Origin of the sequence: Streptomyces aurantiacus, assembly GCF_027107535.1 — a bacterium.
Taxonomy (GTDB): Bacteria; Actinomycetota; Actinomycetes; order Streptomycetales; family Streptomycetaceae; genus Streptomyces.
In genome coordinates this window covers 5,838,200-5,859,060 of sequence record NZ_CP114283.1, presented here as the reverse complement: position 1 = coordinate 5,859,060, position 20,861 = coordinate 5,838,200, and the positions used below count along the sequence as shown (strand labels likewise).

The 20,861-nt window shown below is 71.7% G+C and carries 18 protein-coding genes and 3 pseudogenes; 10 read left to right on the top strand and 11 right to left on the bottom strand.

Annotated features, from left to right (window positions below):
- Positions 1-41: 41 nt before the first annotated feature.
- Positions 42-212, bottom strand: a complete 171-nt coding sequence (locus O1Q96_RS28275) for a hypothetical protein (RefSeq protein ID WP_269250837.1) — start codon at positions 210-212, stop codon at positions 42-44.
- A 350-nt stretch (positions 213-562) separates the two neighbouring features.
- On the opposite strand from O1Q96_RS28275, the gene O1Q96_RS28270 reads away from it, so the two are divergent.
- The 3 genes and pseudogenes from O1Q96_RS28270 to O1Q96_RS44665 form a co-directional block, all read left to right on the top strand.
- Positions 563-1,321: a glycosyltransferase family 2 protein gene (locus O1Q96_RS28270; RefSeq protein ID WP_269250836.1), complete on the top strand. Its 759-nt coding sequence runs from the start codon at positions 563-565 to the stop codon at positions 1,319-1,321.
- Positions 1,318-1,935: a TIGR04282 family arsenosugar biosynthesis glycosyltransferase gene (locus O1Q96_RS28265; RefSeq protein WP_269250835.1), complete on the top strand. Its 618-nt coding sequence runs from the start codon at positions 1,318-1,320 to the stop codon at positions 1,933-1,935. Before O1Q96_RS28270 ends, O1Q96_RS28265 begins: the two co-directional genes overlap by 4 nt.
- Positions 1,932-2,441, top strand: a pseudogene (locus O1Q96_RS44665) (class I SAM-dependent methyltransferase); the annotation flags it as partial. The gene O1Q96_RS28265 and the pseudogene O1Q96_RS44665, both read left to right, overlap by 4 nt.
- Before the next feature lie 188 nt (positions 2,442-2,629).
- Here the strand turns inward: O1Q96_RS44665 and O1Q96_RS44660 are convergent.
- Positions 2,630-3,121 carry a hypothetical protein gene (locus tag O1Q96_RS44660; protein ID WP_269250834.1) on the bottom strand — a complete coding sequence of 164 codons (492 nt, stop codon included), beginning with the start codon at positions 3,119-3,121 and terminating at the stop codon, positions 2,630-2,632.
- Positions 3,121-4,365 (bottom strand): molybdopterin-dependent oxidoreductase, encoded by a 1,245-nt coding sequence (locus O1Q96_RS28250; RefSeq protein WP_269250833.1) that lies wholly within the window; start codon positions 4,363-4,365, stop codon positions 3,121-3,123. Before O1Q96_RS28250 ends, O1Q96_RS44660 begins: the two co-directional genes overlap by 1 nt.
- Before the next feature lie 113 nt (positions 4,366-4,478).
- Between O1Q96_RS28250 and O1Q96_RS28245 the strand changes: the two genes are divergently transcribed.
- The 3 genes from O1Q96_RS28245 (at position 4,479) to O1Q96_RS28235 (ending at position 7,813) form a co-directional block, all read left to right on the top strand.
- Positions 4,479-5,831: a hypothetical protein gene (locus tag O1Q96_RS28245; RefSeq protein WP_269250832.1), complete on the top strand. Its 1,353-nt coding sequence runs from the start codon at positions 4,479-4,481 to the stop codon at positions 5,829-5,831.
- A 117-nt stretch (positions 5,832-5,948) separates the two neighbouring features.
- Positions 5,949-6,698, top strand: coding sequence for a response regulator transcription factor (locus tag O1Q96_RS28240; protein WP_269250831.1), 750 nt, complete (start codon positions 5,949-5,951; stop codon positions 6,696-6,698).
- Between the two features lie 2 nt (positions 6,699-6,700).
- A complete protein-coding gene (locus O1Q96_RS28235; protein ID WP_269250830.1) occupies positions 6,701-7,813 on the top strand; it encodes a sensor histidine kinase in 1,113 nt (370 codons plus the stop codon).
- A gap of 76 nt (positions 7,814-7,889) precedes the next feature.
- On the opposite strand, the pseudogene O1Q96_RS28230 reads toward O1Q96_RS28235, so the two are convergent.
- From O1Q96_RS28230 to O1Q96_RS28215, 4 genes and pseudogenes are all read right to left on the bottom strand, one after another.
- Positions 7,890-8,272, bottom strand: a pseudogene (locus O1Q96_RS28230) (DUF899 family protein); the annotation flags it as partial.
- A gap of 286 nt (positions 8,273-8,558) precedes the next feature.
- Entirely contained in the window at positions 8,559-10,064 is a 1,506-nt protein-coding gene (locus O1Q96_RS28225; RefSeq protein ID WP_269250828.1) for a DUF1996 domain-containing protein, read from the bottom strand.
- A gap of 326 nt (positions 10,065-10,390) precedes the next feature.
- Positions 10,391-11,065: a cutinase family protein gene (locus O1Q96_RS28220; RefSeq protein WP_269250827.1), complete on the bottom strand. Its 675-nt coding sequence runs from the start codon at positions 11,063-11,065 to the stop codon at positions 10,391-10,393.
- Positions 11,066-11,392: 327 nt separating this feature from the next.
- Complete coding sequence (locus tag O1Q96_RS28215) at positions 11,393-12,652, bottom strand: PucR family transcriptional regulator (RefSeq protein ID WP_269250826.1); 1,260 nt, start codon at positions 12,650-12,652, stop codon at positions 11,393-11,395.
- 284 nt (positions 12,653-12,936) lie between these two features.
- Between O1Q96_RS28215 and O1Q96_RS28210 the strand changes: the two genes are divergently transcribed.
- On the top strand, positions 12,937-13,266 hold the full coding sequence (locus tag O1Q96_RS28210) for a hypothetical protein (protein ID WP_269250825.1): 330 nt from the start codon (positions 12,937-12,939) through the stop codon (positions 13,264-13,266).
- Positions 13,267-13,386: 120 nt separating this feature from the next.
- Here the strand turns inward: O1Q96_RS28210 and meaB are convergent, their stop codons facing one another.
- Genes meaB through O1Q96_RS28195 form a run of 3 tightly spaced genes read right to left on the bottom strand, consistent with a single transcriptional unit; the run spans position 13,387 to position 18,349 of the window.
- Entirely contained in the window at positions 13,387-14,370 is a 984-nt protein-coding gene (gene meaB, locus O1Q96_RS28205; protein WP_269250824.1) for a methylmalonyl Co-A mutase-associated GTPase MeaB, read from the bottom strand.
- A complete protein-coding gene (gene scpA, locus O1Q96_RS28200) occupies positions 14,367-16,541 on the bottom strand; it encodes a methylmalonyl-CoA mutase (protein ID WP_269250823.1) in 2,175 nt (724 codons plus the stop codon). Before scpA ends, meaB begins: the two co-directional genes overlap by 4 nt.
- Complete coding sequence (locus O1Q96_RS28195; RefSeq protein WP_269250822.1) at positions 16,541-18,349, bottom strand: methylmalonyl-CoA mutase subunit beta; 1,809 nt, start codon at positions 18,347-18,349, stop codon at positions 16,541-16,543. The genes scpA and O1Q96_RS28195 overlap by 1 nt, the downstream gene beginning before the upstream one ends.
- A 313-nt stretch (positions 18,350-18,662) precedes the next feature.
- Between O1Q96_RS28195 and O1Q96_RS28190 the strand changes: the two genes are divergently transcribed.
- From O1Q96_RS28190 to O1Q96_RS28180, 3 genes and pseudogenes are all read left to right on the top strand, one after another.
- A complete protein-coding gene (locus tag O1Q96_RS28190) occupies positions 18,663-18,914 on the top strand; it encodes a hypothetical protein (RefSeq protein ID WP_269250821.1) in 252 nt (83 codons plus the stop codon).
- Positions 18,914-19,849: pseudogene (locus tag O1Q96_RS28185) on the top strand (cation transporter); the annotation flags it as partial. The gene O1Q96_RS28190 and the pseudogene O1Q96_RS28185, both read left to right, overlap by 1 nt.
- A gap of 8 nt (positions 19,850-19,857) precedes the next feature.
- Positions 19,858-20,076, top strand: coding sequence for a copper chaperone PCu(A)C domain-containing protein (locus tag O1Q96_RS28180; RefSeq protein WP_269250820.1), 219 nt, complete (start codon positions 19,858-19,860; stop codon positions 20,074-20,076).
- Between the two features lie 98 nt (positions 20,077-20,174).
- On the opposite strand, the gene O1Q96_RS28175 is transcribed toward O1Q96_RS28180, so the two are convergent.
- Complete coding sequence (locus O1Q96_RS28175; RefSeq protein WP_269250819.1) at positions 20,175-20,861, bottom strand: LysE family translocator; 687 nt, start codon at positions 20,859-20,861, stop codon at positions 20,175-20,177.

The following is a 20,861-nucleotide window of genomic DNA, read 5'->3' as shown; positions in this document are numbered from 1 at the left end:
GGGCCGGCGGCGCCGATGAGGCAGCGAGGGTCGGCCGGTTCTCAAGGGCGTTGGCGTCCGCGGTTCCTGAGCTGCTGTGCCGCGAACGCGACCAGGGCGACGGTGAAGAGGACCGACACGGCGACGCGCGAGGCGAACCACGCCTCGCCGGAAGGGTCCCAGACCGCGTCGGCCAGGTTCAGAACGACGGCCAGTGCGAAAGTCGCCGGCAACGCGGTACTCGCACGCCGTGACCTCTCTTGAGGCGTCGGCATCGGATTCAGCTCTCTTCGCGAGGCATGGTGCTTCCAACTCCCGGCCGGTCGAAGCGATGTGCAATCCATGGGTTCCCGCGGGTGACGGTGGTGAACCGGCCGTGCCTCGCGCGAAGCCCTCTGTCTTCCGTGTCCGGGTCACGTCGTGTCCCCATGAAGTGGGTCCGGTGTGCGGGGACTTGCGCCACTCAGGCAAGCGGTCCGCTTCCGCATGCCCCGGTCGCGCTCTCCCGCGGCCCCGACGTCCGCGTTTCGTAAGAAGCCGGAGCCCGCTATATCCCCTTTGTCTTCGTAGGGTGAAACACGTGATGACCTCTCCCGCAACGCAATCGGAAGCGGCGACGACCACGGCGTCCGTCGACGTGGTTCTTCCCTGTCTGAACGAGGCCGAGGCCCTGCCCTGGGTGCTCGACCGCATCCCCTCCACATGGCGTGCGCTGGTGGTGGACAACGGATCCACGGACGGCTCACCGGAGTTGGCCCGGAACCTCGGCGCGACCGTCGTGCACGAGACCCGTCGCGGCTTCGGCGCCGCCTGCCACGCCGGGCTGACCGCGGCCACCGCGGACATCGTGTGCTTCTGCGACTGCGACGCCTCCCTCGACCCGTCCCTCCTCGTGCCCTTCGTCCGCGAGGTGGAGCAGGGCGAGTCCGACCTCGTGCTCGGGCGGCGCCGCCCGCAGGGCCGTGGCACCTGGCCCGCGCACGCCAGGGCGGGCAACCTCGTGCTGGCACGGATGATGCGCCGCCGCACGGGGCTGCGTCTGCACGACCTCGGACCGCTCCGTGCGGGCCGCCGCGAACAACTGCTCGGCCTCGCGCTCACGGACCGCCGCAGCGGCTACCCGCTGCAGATGGTCGTCCGCGCCGCCGACTCCGGCTGGCGTGTCGTGGAGCACGACGTGCCGTACCTGCCACGCACCGGTGACTCCAAGGTCACCGGCACCTGGCGCGGCACCTGGCAGGCGGTACGGGACATGAGCCGGGTCCTGGCCGAACCACCGGTCCCCCGCGACGGGGCCGTCAACGGCTCATTCGCCGTACTTCCAGGAGGAACCTCCCAGTGACCACACTCCTCGTCATCGCCAAGGAACCGCGGCCGGGACGGGTCAAGACCCGCCTCACCCCGCCGTTCACGCCCGGGGAAGCTGCGGCGCTCGCCGAGGCGGCACTCGCGGACACCCTGTGTGCGGTGGCGGCCACCCCCGCTCGGCGTCGTGTGCTGGTGCTCGACGGCGCTCCGGGCCCCTGGCTGCCGCCCGGCTTCGACGTCGTCCCGCAGTGCGCGGGAGACCTGGACGAGCGGCTGGCCGCCGCCTTCGACGCCTGTGACGGACCCGCGCTGCTCATCGGCATGGACACCCCACAGGTGACCCCGGAACTGCTCACCGTGGACTTCACCGGCTGCGACGCGTACTTCGGGCCGGCCGAGGACGGCGGCTTCTGGGCGCTGGGGCTCGCCCACCCCGACCCCGGGCTGCTGCGCGGCGTACCGATGTCGACGCCCACGACGGGCGCCGTGCAGTTCGAGCGGCTCGTCGTCGCGGGCCTGCGTGTGCGTGAGCTGCCGCGCCTCCGGGACGTGGACACGGCCCGTGACGCGGAGGCGGTCGCCCTGGCGGCCCCGGAGAGCCGGTTCGCCGCTGAGCTGGGACGTCTTGGGGCGGCTGCCCGTCGATGAGCACCGCACACGAGATCACGTCGTCTCGGGGGGCCGGCCCCGATCGTCCCGCGCCCCCTGCGGCCCTCGGGCCCCTCGCGCCCGTCGGCATCCCCCGTCCGTGGGCCGCCGACCCGTACTCCGAGGCACTGGCCACCGGCCGCGGGCCGCTCTTCCTGCGCCGCACCGACGGCTGGCTGATGCCGCTGGAGGTGGAACGCTGGTGCGCCACCGCCGACACGACCGACATCAAGGTTCTGGACCACTGCGAAGGGGCCGTCCTCGACGTGGGGTGCGGACCGGGACGGCTCGTCGCGGAACTCGCGGCCAGAGGCCGGCCCGCGCTGGGCGTCGATGTCAGCGAAGCAGCCGTCGCCCGCACCGTGCGACTCGGCGGCCAGGCGCTGCGGCGCTCGGTCTTCGAACCGCTCCCCGGAGAAGGGCGCTGGGACACCGCCCTTCTCATCGACGGGAACATCGGCATCGGCGGTGATCCGGCGGCCCTCCTGCGGCGCATGTCCCAACTCCTCAACCAAGAGGGCTTGTTGCTCGTCGAGACCGTCCTGGACGGAGACGTCGACGAACGGGTCACCGTCCATGTCGTCCACCTGGCCGCAGGTACTCACGGCACGGCCGGCCCGCACTTCCCCTGGGCCCGCCTCGGCACACCGCCTCTGCTCCGGCTCGCGACACGCGCCGGCTGGCGCCCGGAGCGTCAGTGGACGGCCGGGGGCCGCTCCTTCGTCGCCCTGCGCAACCGCAGCGACCTCAGCAGGAGCAGTACCGCCGAACCGCCGAACAGCACCGCCGTGATCAGCAGCCAACGGGACAGGAACCCGTCGCCGGACATGCTGGTGGCAGATCGATAGCGGTCGGCCACCTGCCCGCTGATCAACGGAAACCAGATCAGCAGCAGCAGACCGGAGAGCGCCGCCGGGACGCGTACGAAGACCGTCCACTCCCGGCGGCCGGCCATGCCCAGCGCTCGCGTGACGGCCCGGTCGGCGCCCGCGTACAGGGGCAGCAACACCAAGTCGTGCACCAGCGCCGCGCCCACGAACCACAGCGCGACCGAGAGCCAGTCGTCTGCGAGCAGCCGCACACCCGCATACCCGGCGAGAGTGAACGAGCAGGCCAGGAGCAGGAGTTGAAGCGGGCTCCCCGCGTACCGGCGCACCGGAAGCCGTCGTGTCGCACGTCGTCGCATCACAGGTCTCCGAAGGTCATCCGAGCCACCCACTTGGTGTTGAGCACACCGGGCGCGGCCGGCACGATGATCCGCGCCGGATAGCCGTGGTCCGGGGTCAGGGGCTCACCGTTGACGAACAGGGCGAGCAGGGCACGCGGGTCGCGCACCTGGTTGTCGCGCAGAGCGGCCCGGCGGAACGACCCGTGCCGCTGGAGCGACTCCACCAGTACGTCGGGCGCCGCGCCGCGCTCGTACCCGACCAGGGCCGCAAGGTCCCGCAGGCGGACACCCCGCCACGACTGGTCGGACGTCGACCACCCCTCCACACAGGCGATGGGCAACGCGGCGCTGTGCAGGGAGAGTCGGGCGAGATCCGCCCGGCTCAGGCGAACCGTCCGTCCGTTCCCCTCGACGACCAGCCGCCACGCCTCGTCACGCGTCTCCGCCGCGCTGATCCCACGCGACGCGGCCGTCTTGTTGATCTGGAAGCCGCCGGGCCCCGAATCCGGTTCGGGGCCGCCGTGCGGAGCGAGCAGAGCTGTCTCCCGCAGGGGTCCGTCGAAGCTCCGCCCCGCCGTCGTCACGAGCAGGAGCAGGGAACCACCGCCTACGAGGCCGAGCGCGCCGCGTCGCGAGACGGTGGGCGGGGCGGGAGCCGGGGAGACCAGCTCGCTGCCCTCCTCGCTGCCCTCCCCGCGCAGGTGCCGCAGATTGCGCAGCGCGGCCGGCACCCGCAGCACCGCGTGTGTCACGAACGCCGCGAAGAACACCCAGGCCCCGTAGAAGTGCAGCGGATAGAAGGAGCCGGGGAAGAGGTAGTCGAGCTGGACGTTCAGCACGCCCGTGACGAACACGAACAGCGCGCCCCCGACCAGCAGAAGCAGCGAGACCCGCTCCAGTGCGTGCGCGAGCGACCGCACCGGCGGCAGGGTGAACAGCTTCGGCAGGACCGACCACAGTTTCGCCAGCAGTACGGGGATCAGCACGATGCCGAGAGTGACGTGGACGCCCTGGGTGAGCCGGTAGAGCCAGGGCGGGTCGGTCGGCCAGGCGAACAGGTAGAAACCGAGCAGACCCTTGTCCGGGGTCTTGTCGTTCACCGGCGACAGCTCCGGGTTGTAGGCCGCGTACGACAGAAGGCCCGTCACGAACAGCACCGTGATCCCGACGAGCAGCACCATGCCGAGGACGGAGGTGAACCAGGGGCCGCGCAACGGGCTGCGCCAGAAACCGGGGGAGGTGGGGAGTCGATGGTCACGCATGCCCCGACCGTAGGCCGGGACATGCCGAGGACAGGGCCCGCAACTCATGACGAAACGCTGACGTCCGAGGTCCCCGCAGTCCCGTCCGGCCCTCCCCGGCCTAGCGTGCCGGTGTGAACCGCGATCTTCTCCGCGACCTGTTCGCGGCCCTGGCCGCAGCGCTGCTCGTCACGACGGCGGCTGTGATCGGCACCGTCATGGAGCACCGGTACGGAACCCTTCGTGTCAGGTGGCCACCCCTGTACGCCTACTGGGAGCCGCACGCCGGCCCGGGCACCCCCGCCGCGATCATCGTCGCCGTCGCCGTCGTCGCGTACGGGCCGCGCGTCGCCGCCCGGCTGCCCTGGCGGGCCCTGCTGGTCACGGCGTGGGGTACCGCCCTGGCATGGACGTTCTCGCTCGCGCTGGTCGACGGATGGCAGCGCGGTGTCGCCCGGCGGCTGACGACCAAGTACGAGTACCTCCAGGTCATCGACCCCGTCAACCGCTTCCATGACATCCCGGCCGCCCTGCGCGACTTCACCCAACACATCCTGATGCACTCACCGGACGCCTGGCCCGCGCACGTCGCCGGACACCCACCCGCGGCCACCCTCACCTTCGCCCTCCTCGACCGGCTCGGCCTGGCGGGCGGGGCGTGGGCGGGCGTCTGGTGCGTCACCGTCGGGGCGACAGCGGCGTTGGCGGTCCTCGTCACCGTGCGCGCACTGTGCGGAGAGGCACTCGCCCGCCGGGCCGCGCCCTTCATGGTCCTGGCCCCGGCAGCCGTGTGGATGGGCACCTCCGCGGACGGGTACTTCGCGGCGGTCGCCGCCTGGGCCGTCGCGTTCCTCGCCCTTGCGCTCACAGGACACCGCCCACGGTCGGCAGGCCTCGCCTCCGGGCTCCTCTTCGGCCTCACCGCGTATCTGTCGTACGGGCTGACCCTGCTCGCGGTGATCGCCGGCGGCGTCCTGCTGCTCGGCTCCCGAAGGCTCCGACCGCTCCCGTGGCTCATCGCCGGATTCGTCGTCGTGCCGGCCGCGTTCACGTTCGCGGGCTTCAACTGGTGGGAGGCGTACCGGCTGCTCGTCACCCGGTACTACCAAGGGGCCGGCGGGATCCGGCCGTTCGGGTACTGGGTGTGGGCGAACATCGCGTGCACGGTCCTGGTGATCGGCCCGGCGACCGTCGCGGGCCTGCGGCGGGCCGGCACGGCTCCGGTGCGCAAGGGCTTCCGCAGGTGCCTGCGCTCGGTCGCCGTCACCCCCGACGCCCGGCTCGCCCTGCTCGTGGCCGCCGCTCTGCTCGCACTCCTCACCGCCGACCTCTCCGGGATGAGCAAGGCGGAGACGGAACGCATCTGGCTGCCGTTCGCGCTGTGGCTGCTCCCCGCGTGCGCGTTCCTGACCCGGCCCCGCGCCTGGCTCACCGCCCAGGCGGTCCTCGCCCTCCTCGTCAATCATCTGCTGCTGACGGGATGGTGACGGCGTAAGCCCGGCCTGCCGCGAGCTGGCGAACCACGTGGACCTCAGGTCCTTACGAAACAAGGACGTCGCGGAGGGGCCGACGCACCCGGGCGCGACGGGTGGCAAGCTGCGGTCATGCAGCAACCGCACGAACCCCCGGGCTCCGGCTCCGCTCCTCGCGGACACGCGGGCGCGCCCCGCGTCCTCGTCGTGGACGACGACCCCACCGTCGCCGAGGTCGTCTCCGGCTACCTCGACCGCGCCGGGTACGAGGTCGACCGGGCCGAGGACGGGCCGTCCGCGCTCGCGCGGGCCGCCGCGCACCGGCCGGACCTGGTGGTACTGGACCTGATGCTGCCCGGCATGGACGGCCTGGAGGTGTGCCGCCGGATCCGGGCCCGCGGACCCGTGCCGGTCATCATGCTCACCGCCCGCGGTGACGAGGGGGACCGGATCCTCGGCCTGGAAGTGGGCGCCGACGACTACGTCACGAAGCCCTTCAGCCCTCGTGAGCTGGTGCTGCGGGTCGAGTCGGTCCTGCGTCGGACCCGGCCCGCCCCCGCCGCCCAGCCCGTGCACGCGGCGGGTATCACCGCCGACCCGGCCGCCCGCCGCGCCACCAAGAACGGCATCGAACTCGGCCTCACCCTGCGCGAGTTCGACCTTCTCGTGTTCCTCCTGCGCAACCAGGGCCGCGCCTACAGCCGCGAAGAGCTGATGCGTGAGGTGTGGGGCTGGGACTTCGGCGACCTGTCCACCGTCACCGTCCACGTACGGCGGCTGCGGGGCAAGGTGGAGGACGACCCGGCCCGCCCTCGACTGATCCAGACGGTGTGGGGAGTGGGCTACCGCTTCGACGTCACACCACACGAGGAGGCGGTCTGACCGTGCTCGACTTCCTGCTGATCGCCCTCTTCGCCCTTCTCGGAGCCGTCGTGGCCGGGCTGCTCGGGGCGGGTGTGCTGTGGCTGATCCGGCGACGCTCACTGACGGCGTCCCTCACGGTGGTCGTGGCGGTGGCCGTGGCGTCCATGCTCGCGGGCACGCTGGCCGTGGCCTGGGCCATGTTCCTGAACTCGCACGACCTGACCGTCGTCACCATGGTCGTCGCGATGGCGGCGGTCGTCTCCCTGGCCACCGCACTGCTGCTCGGCCGCCGGGTCGTCGCGGGCAGCCGGGCGATCACCGCGGCCGCCCGCTCCTTCGGTGAGGGTGGTCATTTCGCGGCGCCCGCGGGCTCGGTGACCGCCGAGCTCTCCGAGCTGAGCCGGGAGCTGGCCATGACCAGCGCGAAGCTGGCGGAGTCCCGGGACCGCGAGCGCGCCCTGGAGACATCGAGACGCGAACTCGTCGCGTGGATCTCGCACGACCTGCGCACTCCGCTCGCCGGGCTCCGCGCCATGTCCGAGGCGCTGGAGGACGGCGTCGCCGCCGACCCCCAGCGCTATCTCCGCCAGATGCGGACGGAGGTCGAACGCCTCAACGACATGGTGGGCGACCTCTTCGAACTCTCCCGTATCCACGCCGGGGCGCTCGCTCTCTCCCCTGCGCGTATGTCCGTGTACGACCTCGTCGGCGACGCCCTCGCGGGAGCGGACGCCCTCGCCCGCGAGTACGGGGTATGGCTGGTCGGCGACCGCATCGAACCGGTACCGGTCGAGGTGGACGGCAAGGAGATGAGCCGGGTGCTGGGGAATCTGCTGGTCAACGCGATCCGCCGGACCCCTTCGGACGGTACGGTCGCGGTCGCCGTCGAGCGCTCCCCGGACGGTGTGGTCCTGTCCGTCACGGACGGCTGCGGCGGTATCCCCGAGGAGGACCTGCCGCGGGTCTTCGACACCGGCTGGCGTGGCACGCACGCCCGCACCCCGCCGGCCGGTGCCGGCCTCGGTCTCGCCATCGTCCGGGGCATCGTCGAGGCACACCGAGGTCAGGCGGCGGTGCGCAACGTCCCGGGCGGCTGCCGATTCGAAGTGACACTGCCGGTGGCCGGGGCCTGATCACGGGCCCCGCGGCGGGGTGAGTCCGGCGCGGGGCACCTCGCCGACGCCGTCGACGAGGTGCGTCAGTGGTGGGGTGGCCGTGCCGGCCGAGAGTTTCCACGGTTGTCGCCCCGGGGCGCGTCCACTGCGGCACGGGGCGGCTGGTCGGCCCCCAGGTGGCGACACCGGCGGCGTCCGAACGCCAGTACCAGCAGGCCTGGCGGCGCCCCCGGAGGGGTCGCCCTGGCCGGGGCGCCGATCACCGGAGGCCCCCGGGGTGGTCCTCCCACGACCTCGACCGTCCCGTCGAGCTCCGCCATCGGCAGTCGGCGACGGGCCGTGGCAAGGGCCTCGCCCTCCCGGGTGTGGGCCTTCTCGCGGATCAGGAGCTCGTCACGTGCGGCCTGCCAGTCGGCCAGGCCGACGACGGGCGGGCGGCCGGGCAACGCCGACCGGGTCACTCGGGGTGGTCGTCATCGAGTCCTCCGCGATGTTCCGGTGCCGGGCAGCGCCGTACGCGGCCCTCTACGACAGTGACCACGGCAGACTCCCGGCCCGGCGGAACTCATCGCGGCAGGGGCGCCGCCGTCGCGCGAGGCCGACCGGGACCACGACGGGCCGCCAGGTCCACGGACGCGCCATGAGACCGGGACACGTGTGGGCGACGGATGTACGCCATCCGTCGCCCACACGTGTCCCGGTCCCAGCCGTGCGCCTCGCCGGCCGTGGTCGCGGCCGGGGACAGCGGCTCAGGGCCGGGGGTTCACTGGCACTTGCGGCCGGTGTTGATGCACTGGACCATCTTGTTCATCAGCTGCTCGTCGAAGACGTTGACGAAGTCGCCGTGGTCCGTGACCGGCTTGTGCATCTGCTCCGGGAAGCCGTCCACCGCGTAGAACGGGCTGGTCCGGCCGCCGTCGTCGAGGCTGGGAGCGTCCACGTCGTAGACGAGCCGCTGCACGAGCTGGGGAACGGCCTTGAAGCCACTCGGGCAGGCACCCGACTTCGGATCGGCGAACGCGACGTGGGCGCGGTGATTGGCACTGTCGGCGTTCTGGCCGTCCCAGCAGCTCTGGAACTTCGACGTCCGCACCAGGCTGCTGCCCTCGGGACAGACCGGGTACTTGTCCGTGAGCTGGCGGTCCTCGAAACCGGTGCAGCTCCAGGCCGCGTTGGCGTTCGTGGTGCCGTTGGTGAACGCCTTGGCGTCACCGGTGATGATCCGCAGGAACCTGGGCATGGCCACGACCCGGCTGCGGGCGTTGCCCACGTAGTCCAGCGTCACCTCCGACGCCGTGAGGATCTTGCCGGTGTTGCCCTCGGCGCCGCCGCCCTGCTGCGTGGCGTCGAACTCCTCGGTGCCGTCCTGCAGGCGCAGGACCGGCCAGTAGTAGGAGGACTTGTCACCCTGGTTCTGGCATGTCGTCGCGCCGCCCGCGAAGTCGTCGTTGTCGGCGAACGCGTCGTTCGCCTGGTTGCCGACGTAGTCGTGCGTGTGGTGCGCGCCGTTGTCCACACCGGGCGCGACGATGACGTTGTCGGAGTTGTACAGCTTGTTCTCGTTGACTCCGCACCGGGTGGTGAAGGTCCCGCGGGAGGCCTGCTTCGACCGGCGGGGTGGCGCCACGTTGGGCTGGGCCGAGGTGATGTCGACGAAGTCGGCGGCGACGGGCCCGTTGCCTGCGACCTGTCCTCCGTCGGCGGGCTGACCCTGCCCGCCGCCCTGCTCCTGCCCCTCTCCCTGGCCCTGCTCCTGGCCGTTTCCGGTGTCGCCCTGGTTGCCGGAGGCGCGCAGCGTACAGGCGGCCAGTGACCCGAGGCCCTGGGGCCTGTCCCCCTGCCTGCCGATGGCGACCACTATCCGGTCGATCGTCGCGACCCGCTTGTCCTTGAGGGGATTCATGATCGCGTTGTTCGCGAAGCCGCTGTCCTGCTGTATGGCCCGAGCCGAACCCTGCAGCCTCCGGTAGGCCTCGGAGATTTGGGTGTCCAGTGCGGCGAGTTCCCTGTCGACCTCCGCACGGGCCTGGTCCGGCACCTGCCGCAGCCCGCTGCCGACGTCGGGGCAGTCGATGGTCGAGGCCTGCGACGCGGCGGCCCGGCCGACCCCGCCCTGGGACTGCTTGACGGTGTTGCCGCCTGATGTCTCATGGGCGGAGGCGTAGACGTTGACGACCACCAGCCCGCCCGCTCCGAGGGTGAGAGCCGCAGCGGCGGCCATGACCTTGCCGCTCGTGGTCTTCGACCGCTTACGTGTGTGGGGCCGCATGGTTCTCCTCCGAACTCCTCCGGGTGATCTGCCACTTCACGACGTGGATCAGGCCCAGGAAGAAGTCGACGCTTGTGTCGAGGTCCTGTTCAGGAACCAGAGTTGTCCATGGGGCTGTCGGGACGGAGGAATCTGATCATCGCGTCAGGGTCTCGTAAGAACTCGGAGTGTGACCGCGTCGTGGGTCCGGGAGCGGGCCGACCGGGGCTGACTGTCATGCGACGCCGGGCGACCGGGGCCATCGGCGCGGGTGCCGCGGCCGCGACGGAAAGTGCCCGGCAGCCGTCGCCGCCGGGCACTTCGAAGCCGCTTCAGGAGTGGGTGCGTCAGACTTTGCCGGCTGCGAAGGCGGCCGCCTCCTCCGCGTCGTCGCGGTAACTCAGGTGGGCCAGAGTGTCGTTGCCGCCGCTTTCGCAGACCGGGTCGCCCTGGGCGCAGACGTCATGGGTGCGGTCCGCGTACGTTCCGGTGACGCTCTTCCCCAGTGACCGGATCGGATTGCCGAAGAGGAGCACCGCGGAGACCTTCGGCTCGACGTCGTCGGGAATGGTGGCGGTGATCGCGCCGCCGACCGGCGAGCCGGCGCTGCTGATGCCGATGGAGTTGTCCACCACGTTCGCGCCCTGCGAGTAACCGACCAGGATGAATTTCTGAGCCGGGCAGGAACTCGCCTGGCTCTTCACGTGGTTGACCAGGTCGGTGTTGCCCTGGGCGCTCGAGCCGAGGCTCAGGTCGGCCGGATAGTCGACCTTGTGACTCGTGAGGTTCTTGCCGGTGAGGCGCTTCTGCAGCGCGGAGAACACCGGGTCGCCCACGATCGTTCCGAGGGTGCCGGGCTCGAACGTGCCGCGGGCCGAGACGACTTCGATGTCGGAGCAGGCGGCCGACGCGCCCGGAGCGGTCAGGGCGATCACACCACCTCCGCCGGCCAGGAGGGCGGCGGCCGCGGAGAGGCGTACCACCGGTCGTCGCCGCCGACGGTGGGCTGAGGACTGGCGCATGGGGGTTCCTCTGTACGTCGTGCGCGGCCGACCGTACGAGGCGGAGGATGCCGCGCTGTCATTGGGGTTCCCCAGAACGTAAATGGCCGTGCGCGTACGGCGTTAGAGAGGCGATGACAGTACGCGGGTGCAATCTCTTGCCGAAAATGAGTACAGCCTCGCCGCCGGTACGGACCAGACGTGCGGGGGGACGGGCCATCTCCGGCCGGCCCGTCCTCACGCACAACGACCCACTGCTTCTGCGAACCGCTCCTCCTCGCGGCGGCCTCGCCTGCCGTGGCGCCGAGGCCGGGCCCGGACGGTCGGATGGGCCGCGGACCCCCGACGTCAGGGGCCGGCGGACCGGAGCCGCGGAGGCGGCGGGACCGCCGACGCGTCCACGGCCCCGCCCCCGGACCGGCCGGGCTCGGCCCCCGCCCGGAGAGCGAGTTCCAGTTCGAATCGGCTCTGCGGATCACGCAGACGGTCGCCGAACAGCTTCTCCAGCTGGCGCAGGCGGTAGCGCACCGTCTGCGGATGGATGTGCAGGCGCGTCGCGACGGCGACGCTGTTGCCGCTCTGCAGCCACGCGAGCAGCGTCTCCGCCAGCCGCTCGCGCTGCGGAGTCTGCACATCGTCCAGCGGTACGAGAATGCGGCGCGAGACCCTGCGCAGCAGTGGTTCGTCGGCGTGCAGCAGCAGCGTCGGCAGGTGATCCGCGCACCGCACGACCCCCATGTCCAGGGACAGCACCCCGCTGCGTACGAGATCCAGGGCTCGCGTCGCCCAGCGCAGCGAGTCCCGGGCTTCGGTGAGCGGGACCGTCGGCCCGATCGCGGTCGGCTTGTCCCGGAGCGCGAGGAGCGACGGACGCCCCGACCAGGCACCCGACCTGTCCGGGTCGGGGAGCAGGAGGCGGGCCGGGCGGCTGTCGGTGTCGGCCAGCACTCCCGCCGGCAGCAGCAGCCGTTCCTCTTCGTCGGTCTGCGCCGCGTTGTCGAAGACCAGCACGGCGACCCGGCGGGGCACCGACCACCGCGCGGCGTGCGCGAGTTCCCGTGTGGCCTCGGGCGAGGCCGGGGACTCGGCGAACAGCAGGTCGAGTAGCCGTTTTCGGCGGCGTGCCAGCTCGCCGTCGTTGCGCAGCCGCTCCTCCGTGTAGCCGGCCGTGGCGGCCTCGGCGATCTCGTGCATGTGCAGGATCGCCGCCTCGCCCAGCGCCGCCACCACGTGCGAGTCGAGCTGCAGTTGCTCGGCGAGAAGGCCCATCCGCCGCCACGCCACCCGGCCGCCGAGTCGCAGGGCGGTCTGCAGGGTGTCCAGACTCCGCCCCTCCACGGCCTCGCCCCGGCCGATCTCCTCGTACGCGTGGGCGACGCGGCCCCAGTCGCGGCCGGGCTCGGCGATCCGGTCGATGAACAGGGCGAGGGCGTCCACGACGCCGGCTCTCAGCGTACGCACGTAGATCTCGTCCGACGGGCGTGAGTACTCCGGAACGCCCTCCCGGACCTCGCGCTCCACCTCTTCGGAGACCTCCTCCAAAGACATGCGCATATGTCCGGTGATTTCTGCCGCGAGGGCGCGTGGTACGGCGGCGAAGGGATCCATCCTGGACATTCCTTCCGCGGTGTACGGCTCGGCCGTTGACACCGTTCGGTACGGATATGGACCGGACTTGTCTCGCGAGGAGGGCATCCGTTCTGAGATCGGCTGCTTTCGCTCGGTCACGACGAGCACATGAGGCGCTTCCCGCGAGGGCCGAGCGTGAGCGGCGCGACGCGGCAGGGGAGTGCGTGGTCCGCGAGCCGCCCTCGTGCTGCGAGCCTTGTCCCCCTGCACAGCGGCCATAACCACCGCGTACCGTGGCTGCATCACAACGGGAGGTCACACACATGTCCGCGCTACCGCACGAGCCGAGCCCCGAAACATCTTCGGACCTGTACGGGTTCGAAAACGTCGAGGGCCCGCAGACGCTCGCCGAGCTGCGCGCCGCTCTCGAGACGATCAGTCCGGAGGTGGTGACCGCCTTCAACGCCCGGCTGGACGCCGCGACGTTCGGTGCGGACCATATGGAGGTCATCGCCAAGGCGCGCCGGGCCGTGGCGTTCCAGGAGCGGGCCCGGGCGGCGGCCGCCGAGGCGGCAGCTCAGGAGGCGGCGGCCGGGGCGCAGGAGGTCGACGACCCCTGGGCCGCACTCGACGTGCGTGACAGCAGTTCGTGACCCACTGATCGTCACTGTCGCGTTCCGCCTCTCCGAGAGGTTCGCCCGCCGTCCCGATCCGGCGGAAAGGCGGTCAGTGCGTGCTCCGGCCGTCGTCGTCGGCCTCGGCTCGTGGACGGGTCATCGTGCCGTGTCGCCGAACGCCCGCAGGATCTGCTCGGCGGCGAGCGTGGCTGTCAACTCGCCGTCGCGTACTCGCTGTTCGAGCATCGGTGCGAGGGCGCGTACGGCGGGATCGGCGTGCAGACGGCCGAGCAGCTCGTCGCGGACCATCGTCCAGGTCCAGTCGACCTGCTGGTCGCGGCGCTTCGCGGCGAGCCGGCCGGTGGAGTCGAGGAGCGTGATGTGCTGTTCGAGGCGCTGCCAGACGGTGTCCAGGCCGGCCGACTCGCGGGCGCTGCAGCTCAGCACGGGCGGGGTCCAGGCCGCGTCCTTGCCGTGCATCAGCCGCAGGGCGCCCGCCAGCTCCCGTGCGGCGGCCTGGGCGTCTCGTTCGTGCGGCCCGTCGGCCTTGTTGACGGCGATCACGTCGGCCAGCTCCAGGACGCCCTTCTTGATGCCCTGGAGCTGGTCGCCGGTGCGGGCCAGCGTCAGCAGCAGGAAGGAGTCGACCATGTTCGAGACCGCGGTCTCCGACTGGCCGACGCCGACCGTCTCCACCAGCACCACGTCGTAGCCCGCCGCCTCCATGACGACGATCGACTCGCGGGTCGCCTTGGCGACCCCGCCGAGGGTGCCGGCCGTGGGGGAGGGCCGGATGAAGGCCGCCGGGTCCACGGCCAGGCGTTCCATCCGGGTCTTGTCACCCAGGATCGAGCCGCCGGTCCGGCTGGAGGACGGGTCCACGGCCAGCACCGCCACCCGGTGCCCCAGCGCGGTCAGCATCGTGCCGAACGCGTCGATGAACGTCGACTTGCCCACGCCCGGCACACCACTGACACCGATCCGCCGGGCCCGCCCGCTGTGCGGGAGCAGCTCGGTGAGCAACTCCTGTGCCAGTTCCCGGTGTTGGGGGCGGGTGGACTCGACGAGGGTGATGGCGCGCGCGATGAGCGCCCGCTTCCCGCCGAGCACACCCTCGACATAGGTGTCGAGTTCGATCACAGGTCGTGCCCGAGGTCGGTCGCGAGACGCTGAACGAGGTCGTACGCGGCGTCGGGGATCACCGTCCCGGGCGGGAACACGGCTGCCGCACCCATCTCCAGCAGGGTCGGCACGTCCTGCGGCGGGATCACCCCGCCCACGACGATCATGATGTCCTGCCGGCCCTCCGCCGCCAGTTCCTCCCGCAGCGCCGGCACGAGGGTGAGATGGCCGGCGGCGAGCGACGAGACACCGACGATGTGCACGTCCGCCTCCACCGCCTGGCGTGCCACCTCGCCGGGCGTCTGGAACAACGGGCCGACGTCCACGTCGAAACCGAGGTCGGCGAAGGCGGTGGCGATCACCTTCTGGCCGCGGTCGTGGCCGTCCTGGCCCATCTTGGCGACCAGGATGCGCGGGCGGCGCCCCTCGGCCTCCTCGAAGGAGTCCACCAGCGTGCGGGTGCGGTCGACGGACGGGGACTCGCCTGCTTCGTTGCGGTACACGCCGGAGATCGTACGGATCTGTCCCGCGTGCCGCCCGTAGACCTTCTCCAGGGCGTCGGAGATCTCCCCGACGGTGGCCTTGGCGCGGGCCGCGTTCACCGCCAGCTCCAGCAGGTTGCCCTCGCCTCCGGCCGCCCGCGTCAGGGCGTCCAGCGCGTCCTGGCACGCCCGCGGGTCGCGCTCGGCCCGCAGCCGCCGCAGCTTCTCGATCTGCTGGGTGCGCACGGAGGAGTTGTCGACCTTGAGGACGTCGATCTGCTCGTCGGTCTCGACGCGGTACTTGTTGACACCGATCACCGGCTGGCGCCCGGAGTCGATCCGGGCCTGGGTGCGGGCCGCGGCCTCCTCGATGCGCAGCTTGGGGATGCCCGCGTCGATGGCCTTGGCCATGCCGCCCGCCGCCTCGACCTCCTCGATGTGCTGCCAGGCCCGCCGCGCGAGGTCGTGCGTGAGCCTCTCCACGTAGGCGCTGCCGCCCCACGGGTCGATGACCCGGGTCGTGCCCGACTCCTGCTGGATGAGCAGCTGGGTGTTGCGGGCGATGCGCGCCGAGAAGTCGGTGGGCAGCGCGAGCGCCTCGTCGAGGGCGTTGGTGTGCAGCGACTGGGTGTGGCCCTGGGTGGCCGCCATGGCCTCGACGCACGTACGGGTCACGTTGTTGAACACGTCCTGCGCGGTCAGCGACCAGCCGGAGGTCTGTGAATGGGTGCGCAGGGAGAGGGACTTGGGGTTCTGCGGGTCGAACTGCCGCACCAGCTTCGCCCACAGCAGCCGCGCGGCCCGCATCTTGGCGATCTCCATGAAGAAGTTCATGCCGATCGCCCAGAAGAAGGAGAGCCGCGGTGCGAACGCGTCGACGTCCAGGCCGACTTCACGCCCCGCACGGATGTACTCCACGCCGTCCGCGAGCGTGTACGCCAGCTCCAGGTCGGCCGTCGCGCCCGCCTCCTGGATGTGATATCCCGAGATCGAGATGGAGTTGTAGCGCGGCATCCGCTGCGAGGTGTAGGCGAAGATGTCGGAGATGATCCGCATCGACGGCTTCGGCGGATAGATGTAGGTGTTGCGGACCATGAACTCCTTGAGGATGTCGTTCTGGATGGTCCCGGCCAGCTTCTCCGGCGGTACGCCCTGCTCCTCCGCCGCCACGATGTACAGCGCGAGGACGGGCAGCACGGCACCGTTCATCGTCATCGACACGGTCATCCTGTCGAGCGGGATGCCGTCGAAGAGCTGCCGCATGTCGAGGATCGAGTCGATGGCCACGCCCGCCATGCCGACGTCACCCGTCACCCGCGGGTGGTCGCTGTCGTAGCCGCGGTGGGTGGGCAGGTCGAACGCGACCGACAGGCCCTTCTGGCCGGCGGCGAGGTTGCGCCGGTAGAAGGCGTTGGACTCCTCGGCCGTCGAGAAGCCCGCGTACTGCCGGATCGTCCAGGGCTGGTTGACGTACATGGTGGGGTACGGGCCGCGCAGGAACGGCGCGACGCCCGGATAGGTCCCCAGGAAGTCCAGACCCTCCAGGTCACGGCCGGTGTAGAGCGGCTTGACGGCGATGCCCTCCGGGGTCTCCCAGAACGTCTCGTCGCCGCCGGACGCCGCCTTGACGGCCGCATGCCAGTCGTCGGTCGCGCCGCCGGAGGTCGGCTTCCCCAGCTCGATTCCGGAGAAGTCGGGGATTCCCATCAGGACACTCCCATGCGGTCGAGGGTGGAACAGAGCACGGCCACGGCGTCGCAGCCCGCGAAGACGTACGCGTCGACGTCCGTGTACTGCCCGGGGCGGCCGGCGAGGAACACATGCCGGGCGCCTGCCGCCTTGAGGTCGTGGGCGGTGCTGTCGGCCTGCTCCTCGTACAGCGCGTCGCTGGAGCACAGGCACACCTCGGTGGCCCCACTGCCCTCGAAGGTGCCCTCCGTGACGGGTTCGATGCCGCCGGCCTGGAAGAGGTTCGAGACGAACGCGGTGCGGGCGGAGTGGGCGGCGGCGGGGCCGATGGTGGCCAGGTAGACACGCGGCCGGGCTCCGGTGGCGGCGAGGTGCGCGTCGGAACGGGCACGCAGGGACTCGTACGCCTCGTCGCGCCGCACCTTCGGAAGGCCCCCGGACGGCGGCTCGGGTGCGGGTTCACGCTCGACCGGTCGCTCGGCGAGGTTCGGGAACTCGCTGACCCCGGTGATGGGCTCGCGCCGCTTGGCGAGCTTCGCGGTGCGGGCCTCCCAGGTGTTCGCCAGGTCCTCGCCGAGACGGCCCGAGCGCAGGGCGGCCGCCTGACCGCCCTGGCCCTCGATGTGCCGGAAGAACTCCCAGCCCGCGTGGGCGAGTTCGTCCGTGAGCCGCTCCACGTACCAGGAGCCGCCTGCCGGGTCGATCACTCGCGCCAGATGCGACTCCTCGACCAGGATCGTCGAGGTGTTGCGGGCGATACGGCGCGCGAAGGCGTCCGGCAGACCGAGGGCGTGGTCGAAGGGGAGCACGGTGACGGCGTCGGCGCCGCCCACTCCGGCGGCGAGCGTGGCGATGGTCGTGCGCAGCATGTTCACCCACGGGTCGCGGCGCGACATCATCACCGGTGAGGTCACGGCGTGCTGCACCTGCGCGCCCGCCCCCGGCGCCGCGCACACCTCGGCGACGCGCGCCCACAGCCGGCGCGCGGCGCGCAGCTTGGCGACGGTCAGGAACTGGTCGGCGGTGGCCGCGTACCGGAACTCCAGTTGCGCACAGGCCTGTTCGACGGTGAGCCCCGCCTCGGTCAGCTTCCGCAGGTAGGCGACACCGGTCGCCAGGGACGCGCCCAGCTCCTGCGCGGCCGAGCCTCCCGCCTCGTGGTACGGCAGCGCGTCCACGGTCAGGGCGCGCAGCCCCGGGTACTCCTCGGCGCTCTGCCGGGCGAGAGCGGCGGCCGGTGCGAAGTCCAACGCCTCGCCGGTACGTGCCTCATGGCCGAGCGGGTCCGCGCCGAGGCTGCCGCGTACGGCCTCCTTGGCGATGCCGCGCTCCTCGTACAGTCGCAGCAGCTCCCGCGCGGCGGACTCGGTGTCACGTCCCGCGTCGAGGACGACGGGCGCCAGGTCGAGGTAGACACCCTCGAGGACTCGCGCGAGCGAGGACACGGGGAAACCGCCCTCGCCGACGACCAGCCAGAGCGAGGTGACGCCGTTCTCCAGGTCCGCGAGCACCGCGCCGGAGTCGGCCGTCGTGTGCCGCTGCCGTACGCCCCAGCCGCCGACGGTGTTTCCTTCGGGGCGGCCGCCTCGTACAAAGGGTGCGAAGCCGGGAAGGCCGGGATCAGGGGCGTCGTCGAGCGCCGTGTACAGCGGGCGGGTGGTGAGCCCGTCCTCCAGCGCGGTGGACAGGGCTGCCTCCGCCGTCTCGTCCGAGACCACCTTGCCCGACTTGCTCAGCACGCCCGCCACCAGGCGTCGCCACTGCTCATGTGTCGCGGAAGGGAACTCGGCGGCCAGCGAGAGCCCGTCATTGGGCAGGACCGTCATGCTCGGATGCTAGGGCAGATTCGTCGAGTCACAGCAGAGGCAGGGGCTGTGACCTTGCCCTCGCGGCCTTCGTGATCTCCGCCTCACCGGCCGCGCTCGCCTCGACGAGGCCTGGACGCGGCCCCGACACGGCGAGTCGATCCGTCGCGGCCTTCGGCCGCGTCCGCCTCCTGGAGCGACATGCCAACGGATGCCATGCGTGTGACGTGCGCCATAGAAGCCGAGAGGAACTCGATTCTCGGTCGGCCCGACCACTGAGTCGGTACGGCGCGATCCGAGTGACGCCGTACGACGTCATCGGGAGAAGCGGTTGATGGACGAGTCCCGGCAATCCTCGACACCCGGCGCGGCCGCGTTCCTGCGGACGGCGGTACCCCCGCCCGCGCTCTGCGGCTTCCTCCTGCTGCTGGCGCTGATCTTCACAGGCGCGTACGCCGCCGGAGCCTCCGTCGGACCCGTCGCACCCGCAATGCACGGCCCCGGCACGAGCGGCAGCGGCACCGGAGAGGCCGAGAACACCGGGGACATGGGCGGCATGGACGGTATGCACGAGGGGGACCGCTGATGGGCGCGGAACCAGCGGCCGTTCTGGTGGTCACCGATCTGGCTGTCGGCGGAATGACCTGCGCGGCCTGCGTGAACCGTGTCGAGAAGAAGCTCGGCAAGCTGGACGGGGTCACGGCGAGCGTCAACCTGGCCACCGGCCGGGCCCGCGTGACCCATCCGGCGGACATCGGTACCGGCCAACTCGTCGCGACCGTCGAGAAGGCCGGGTACACGGCCACCCTGCCCGAACCGCCCCAGCAGAGGAAGCAGGGGCCCGCGGACCACGACGAGCCCGAGGACACACGGCCGGAGCGTGACCGGCTCGTCGTCACGGCCCTGCTCGCGCTGCCCGTGCTCGTCCTGTCGATGGCGCCCGCTCTCCAGTTCCGCAACTGGCAGTGGCTGTGCTTCGCCCTCACCGCGCCCGTCGTCGTGTGGAGCTCCCGGCCCTTCCACGTACGGGCGGTACGAGGACTGCGGCACTCCACGGCGACCATGGACACCCTGGTGTCGCTGGGCGTGGTGGCCTCCTTCGCCTGGTCGGCGTACGCGCTGTTCCTCGGAGGGGCGGGCGACCCCGGGATGCGGATGCCGTTCACCCTCGTGCCCTCCGCCCCGGACGGTGTCGCGCACATCTACCTCGAAGCGGCCGTCGGCGTACCCCTGTTCGTGCTGGCGGGCCGCTTCCTCGAGGCGCGAGCCCGGGGCGGGACCGGGGCCGCGCTGCGCTCGCTGGCCCAACTCGCCGCCAAGGAGGTGTCGGTACGCGAAGACGGCACCGAACGGCTCATCCCCGTCGAGGAGTTGCGGGCCGGACACGTCTTCGTCGTGCGGCCGGGGGAGCGGGTCGCCACCGACGGCGAGGTGGTGGAGGGCAGTTCCGCCGTCGACCTGTCCCTGGTCACCGGCGAGAGCGGCCCGGCCGAGGTGCCGACGGAGCCGCCAGGCTCAGCAGCCACCGCATGACCGGCGCCCGGTCGGCCTCCGCCCGGACGGTGGCCCCGGTCCCCGTCCCGGCAGGCGCAAGCATCGCCATGTCCCCGAGCGGCCTCGACGTGATCGTGCCGGCGAACGCGGACTGGCAGGCCGGTGACCTCGTGACCTTCACCCTGCACTTCGAACGCGGCGGACCGGTGAAGTACCCCGCCGTCGTGGTCCGCCCGGGCCAGGAGGGAACGTGACCCGGCCACGCCCCAGCAGGCATGAATCCAGAGGCCGTTCGGCCCCGGCCCGGACAGGACGTCCTCCATGTCGGCCCGGTCGGCAGCGGCGTCCGCCGTCACTCCGTCGCGGCGACGGAAATGCCGATGGCGATGAAGACGCAGCCGGTGATCGGCTCCCAGCGGCGCCGCCAGGCCGGGCGGCCCAGCACGGACCGCAGGCGGGCGGCGAGGCCCACGAGCCCCAGCCAGTAGAAGACTCCGATGACGACGTCGAGCGCGCCGAGAAGGAAGATCTGTTCGGTGAGCGAGCCGCTCCGGTCGACGAACTGGGGCAGGATGCTGAGGAAGAACAGGGCTGCTTTGGGATTGAGGACGTTGGTCAGGAAGCCCTCCACGAAACTGCCACGGCGATCGTCGTCGGCGGCCGCGCTCGGGCCGGCCCCGTCCGTGTCCTCCGGCGTGGACGCCCCGGCCGGGGTTCCCCGCCGCGCGGCGTGCGGGGCGTGCCGCCCAGCGGCGCCGCGCCGGGCGTCGAGCAGAGCCCGTACGCCCAGGTAGACCAGGTAGGCGGCGCCCACCAACTTGATCGCGGTGAACGCGTAGGCCGACCTGGTGGCGATCACCGACAGACCCAGGGCGGCGGCACACATGTGGACGCAGAGCCCGGTCTGCGCACCCAGGGCGGCCGCTCTGCCCAGCGAAGGCCGCCGAGCGGCCGCCCGCACGATCACCAGGAAGTCGGGCCCGGGCACCAGGTAGGCGAGCATCACCACGCCGAGGAATCCCACGAGATCGACCGACAT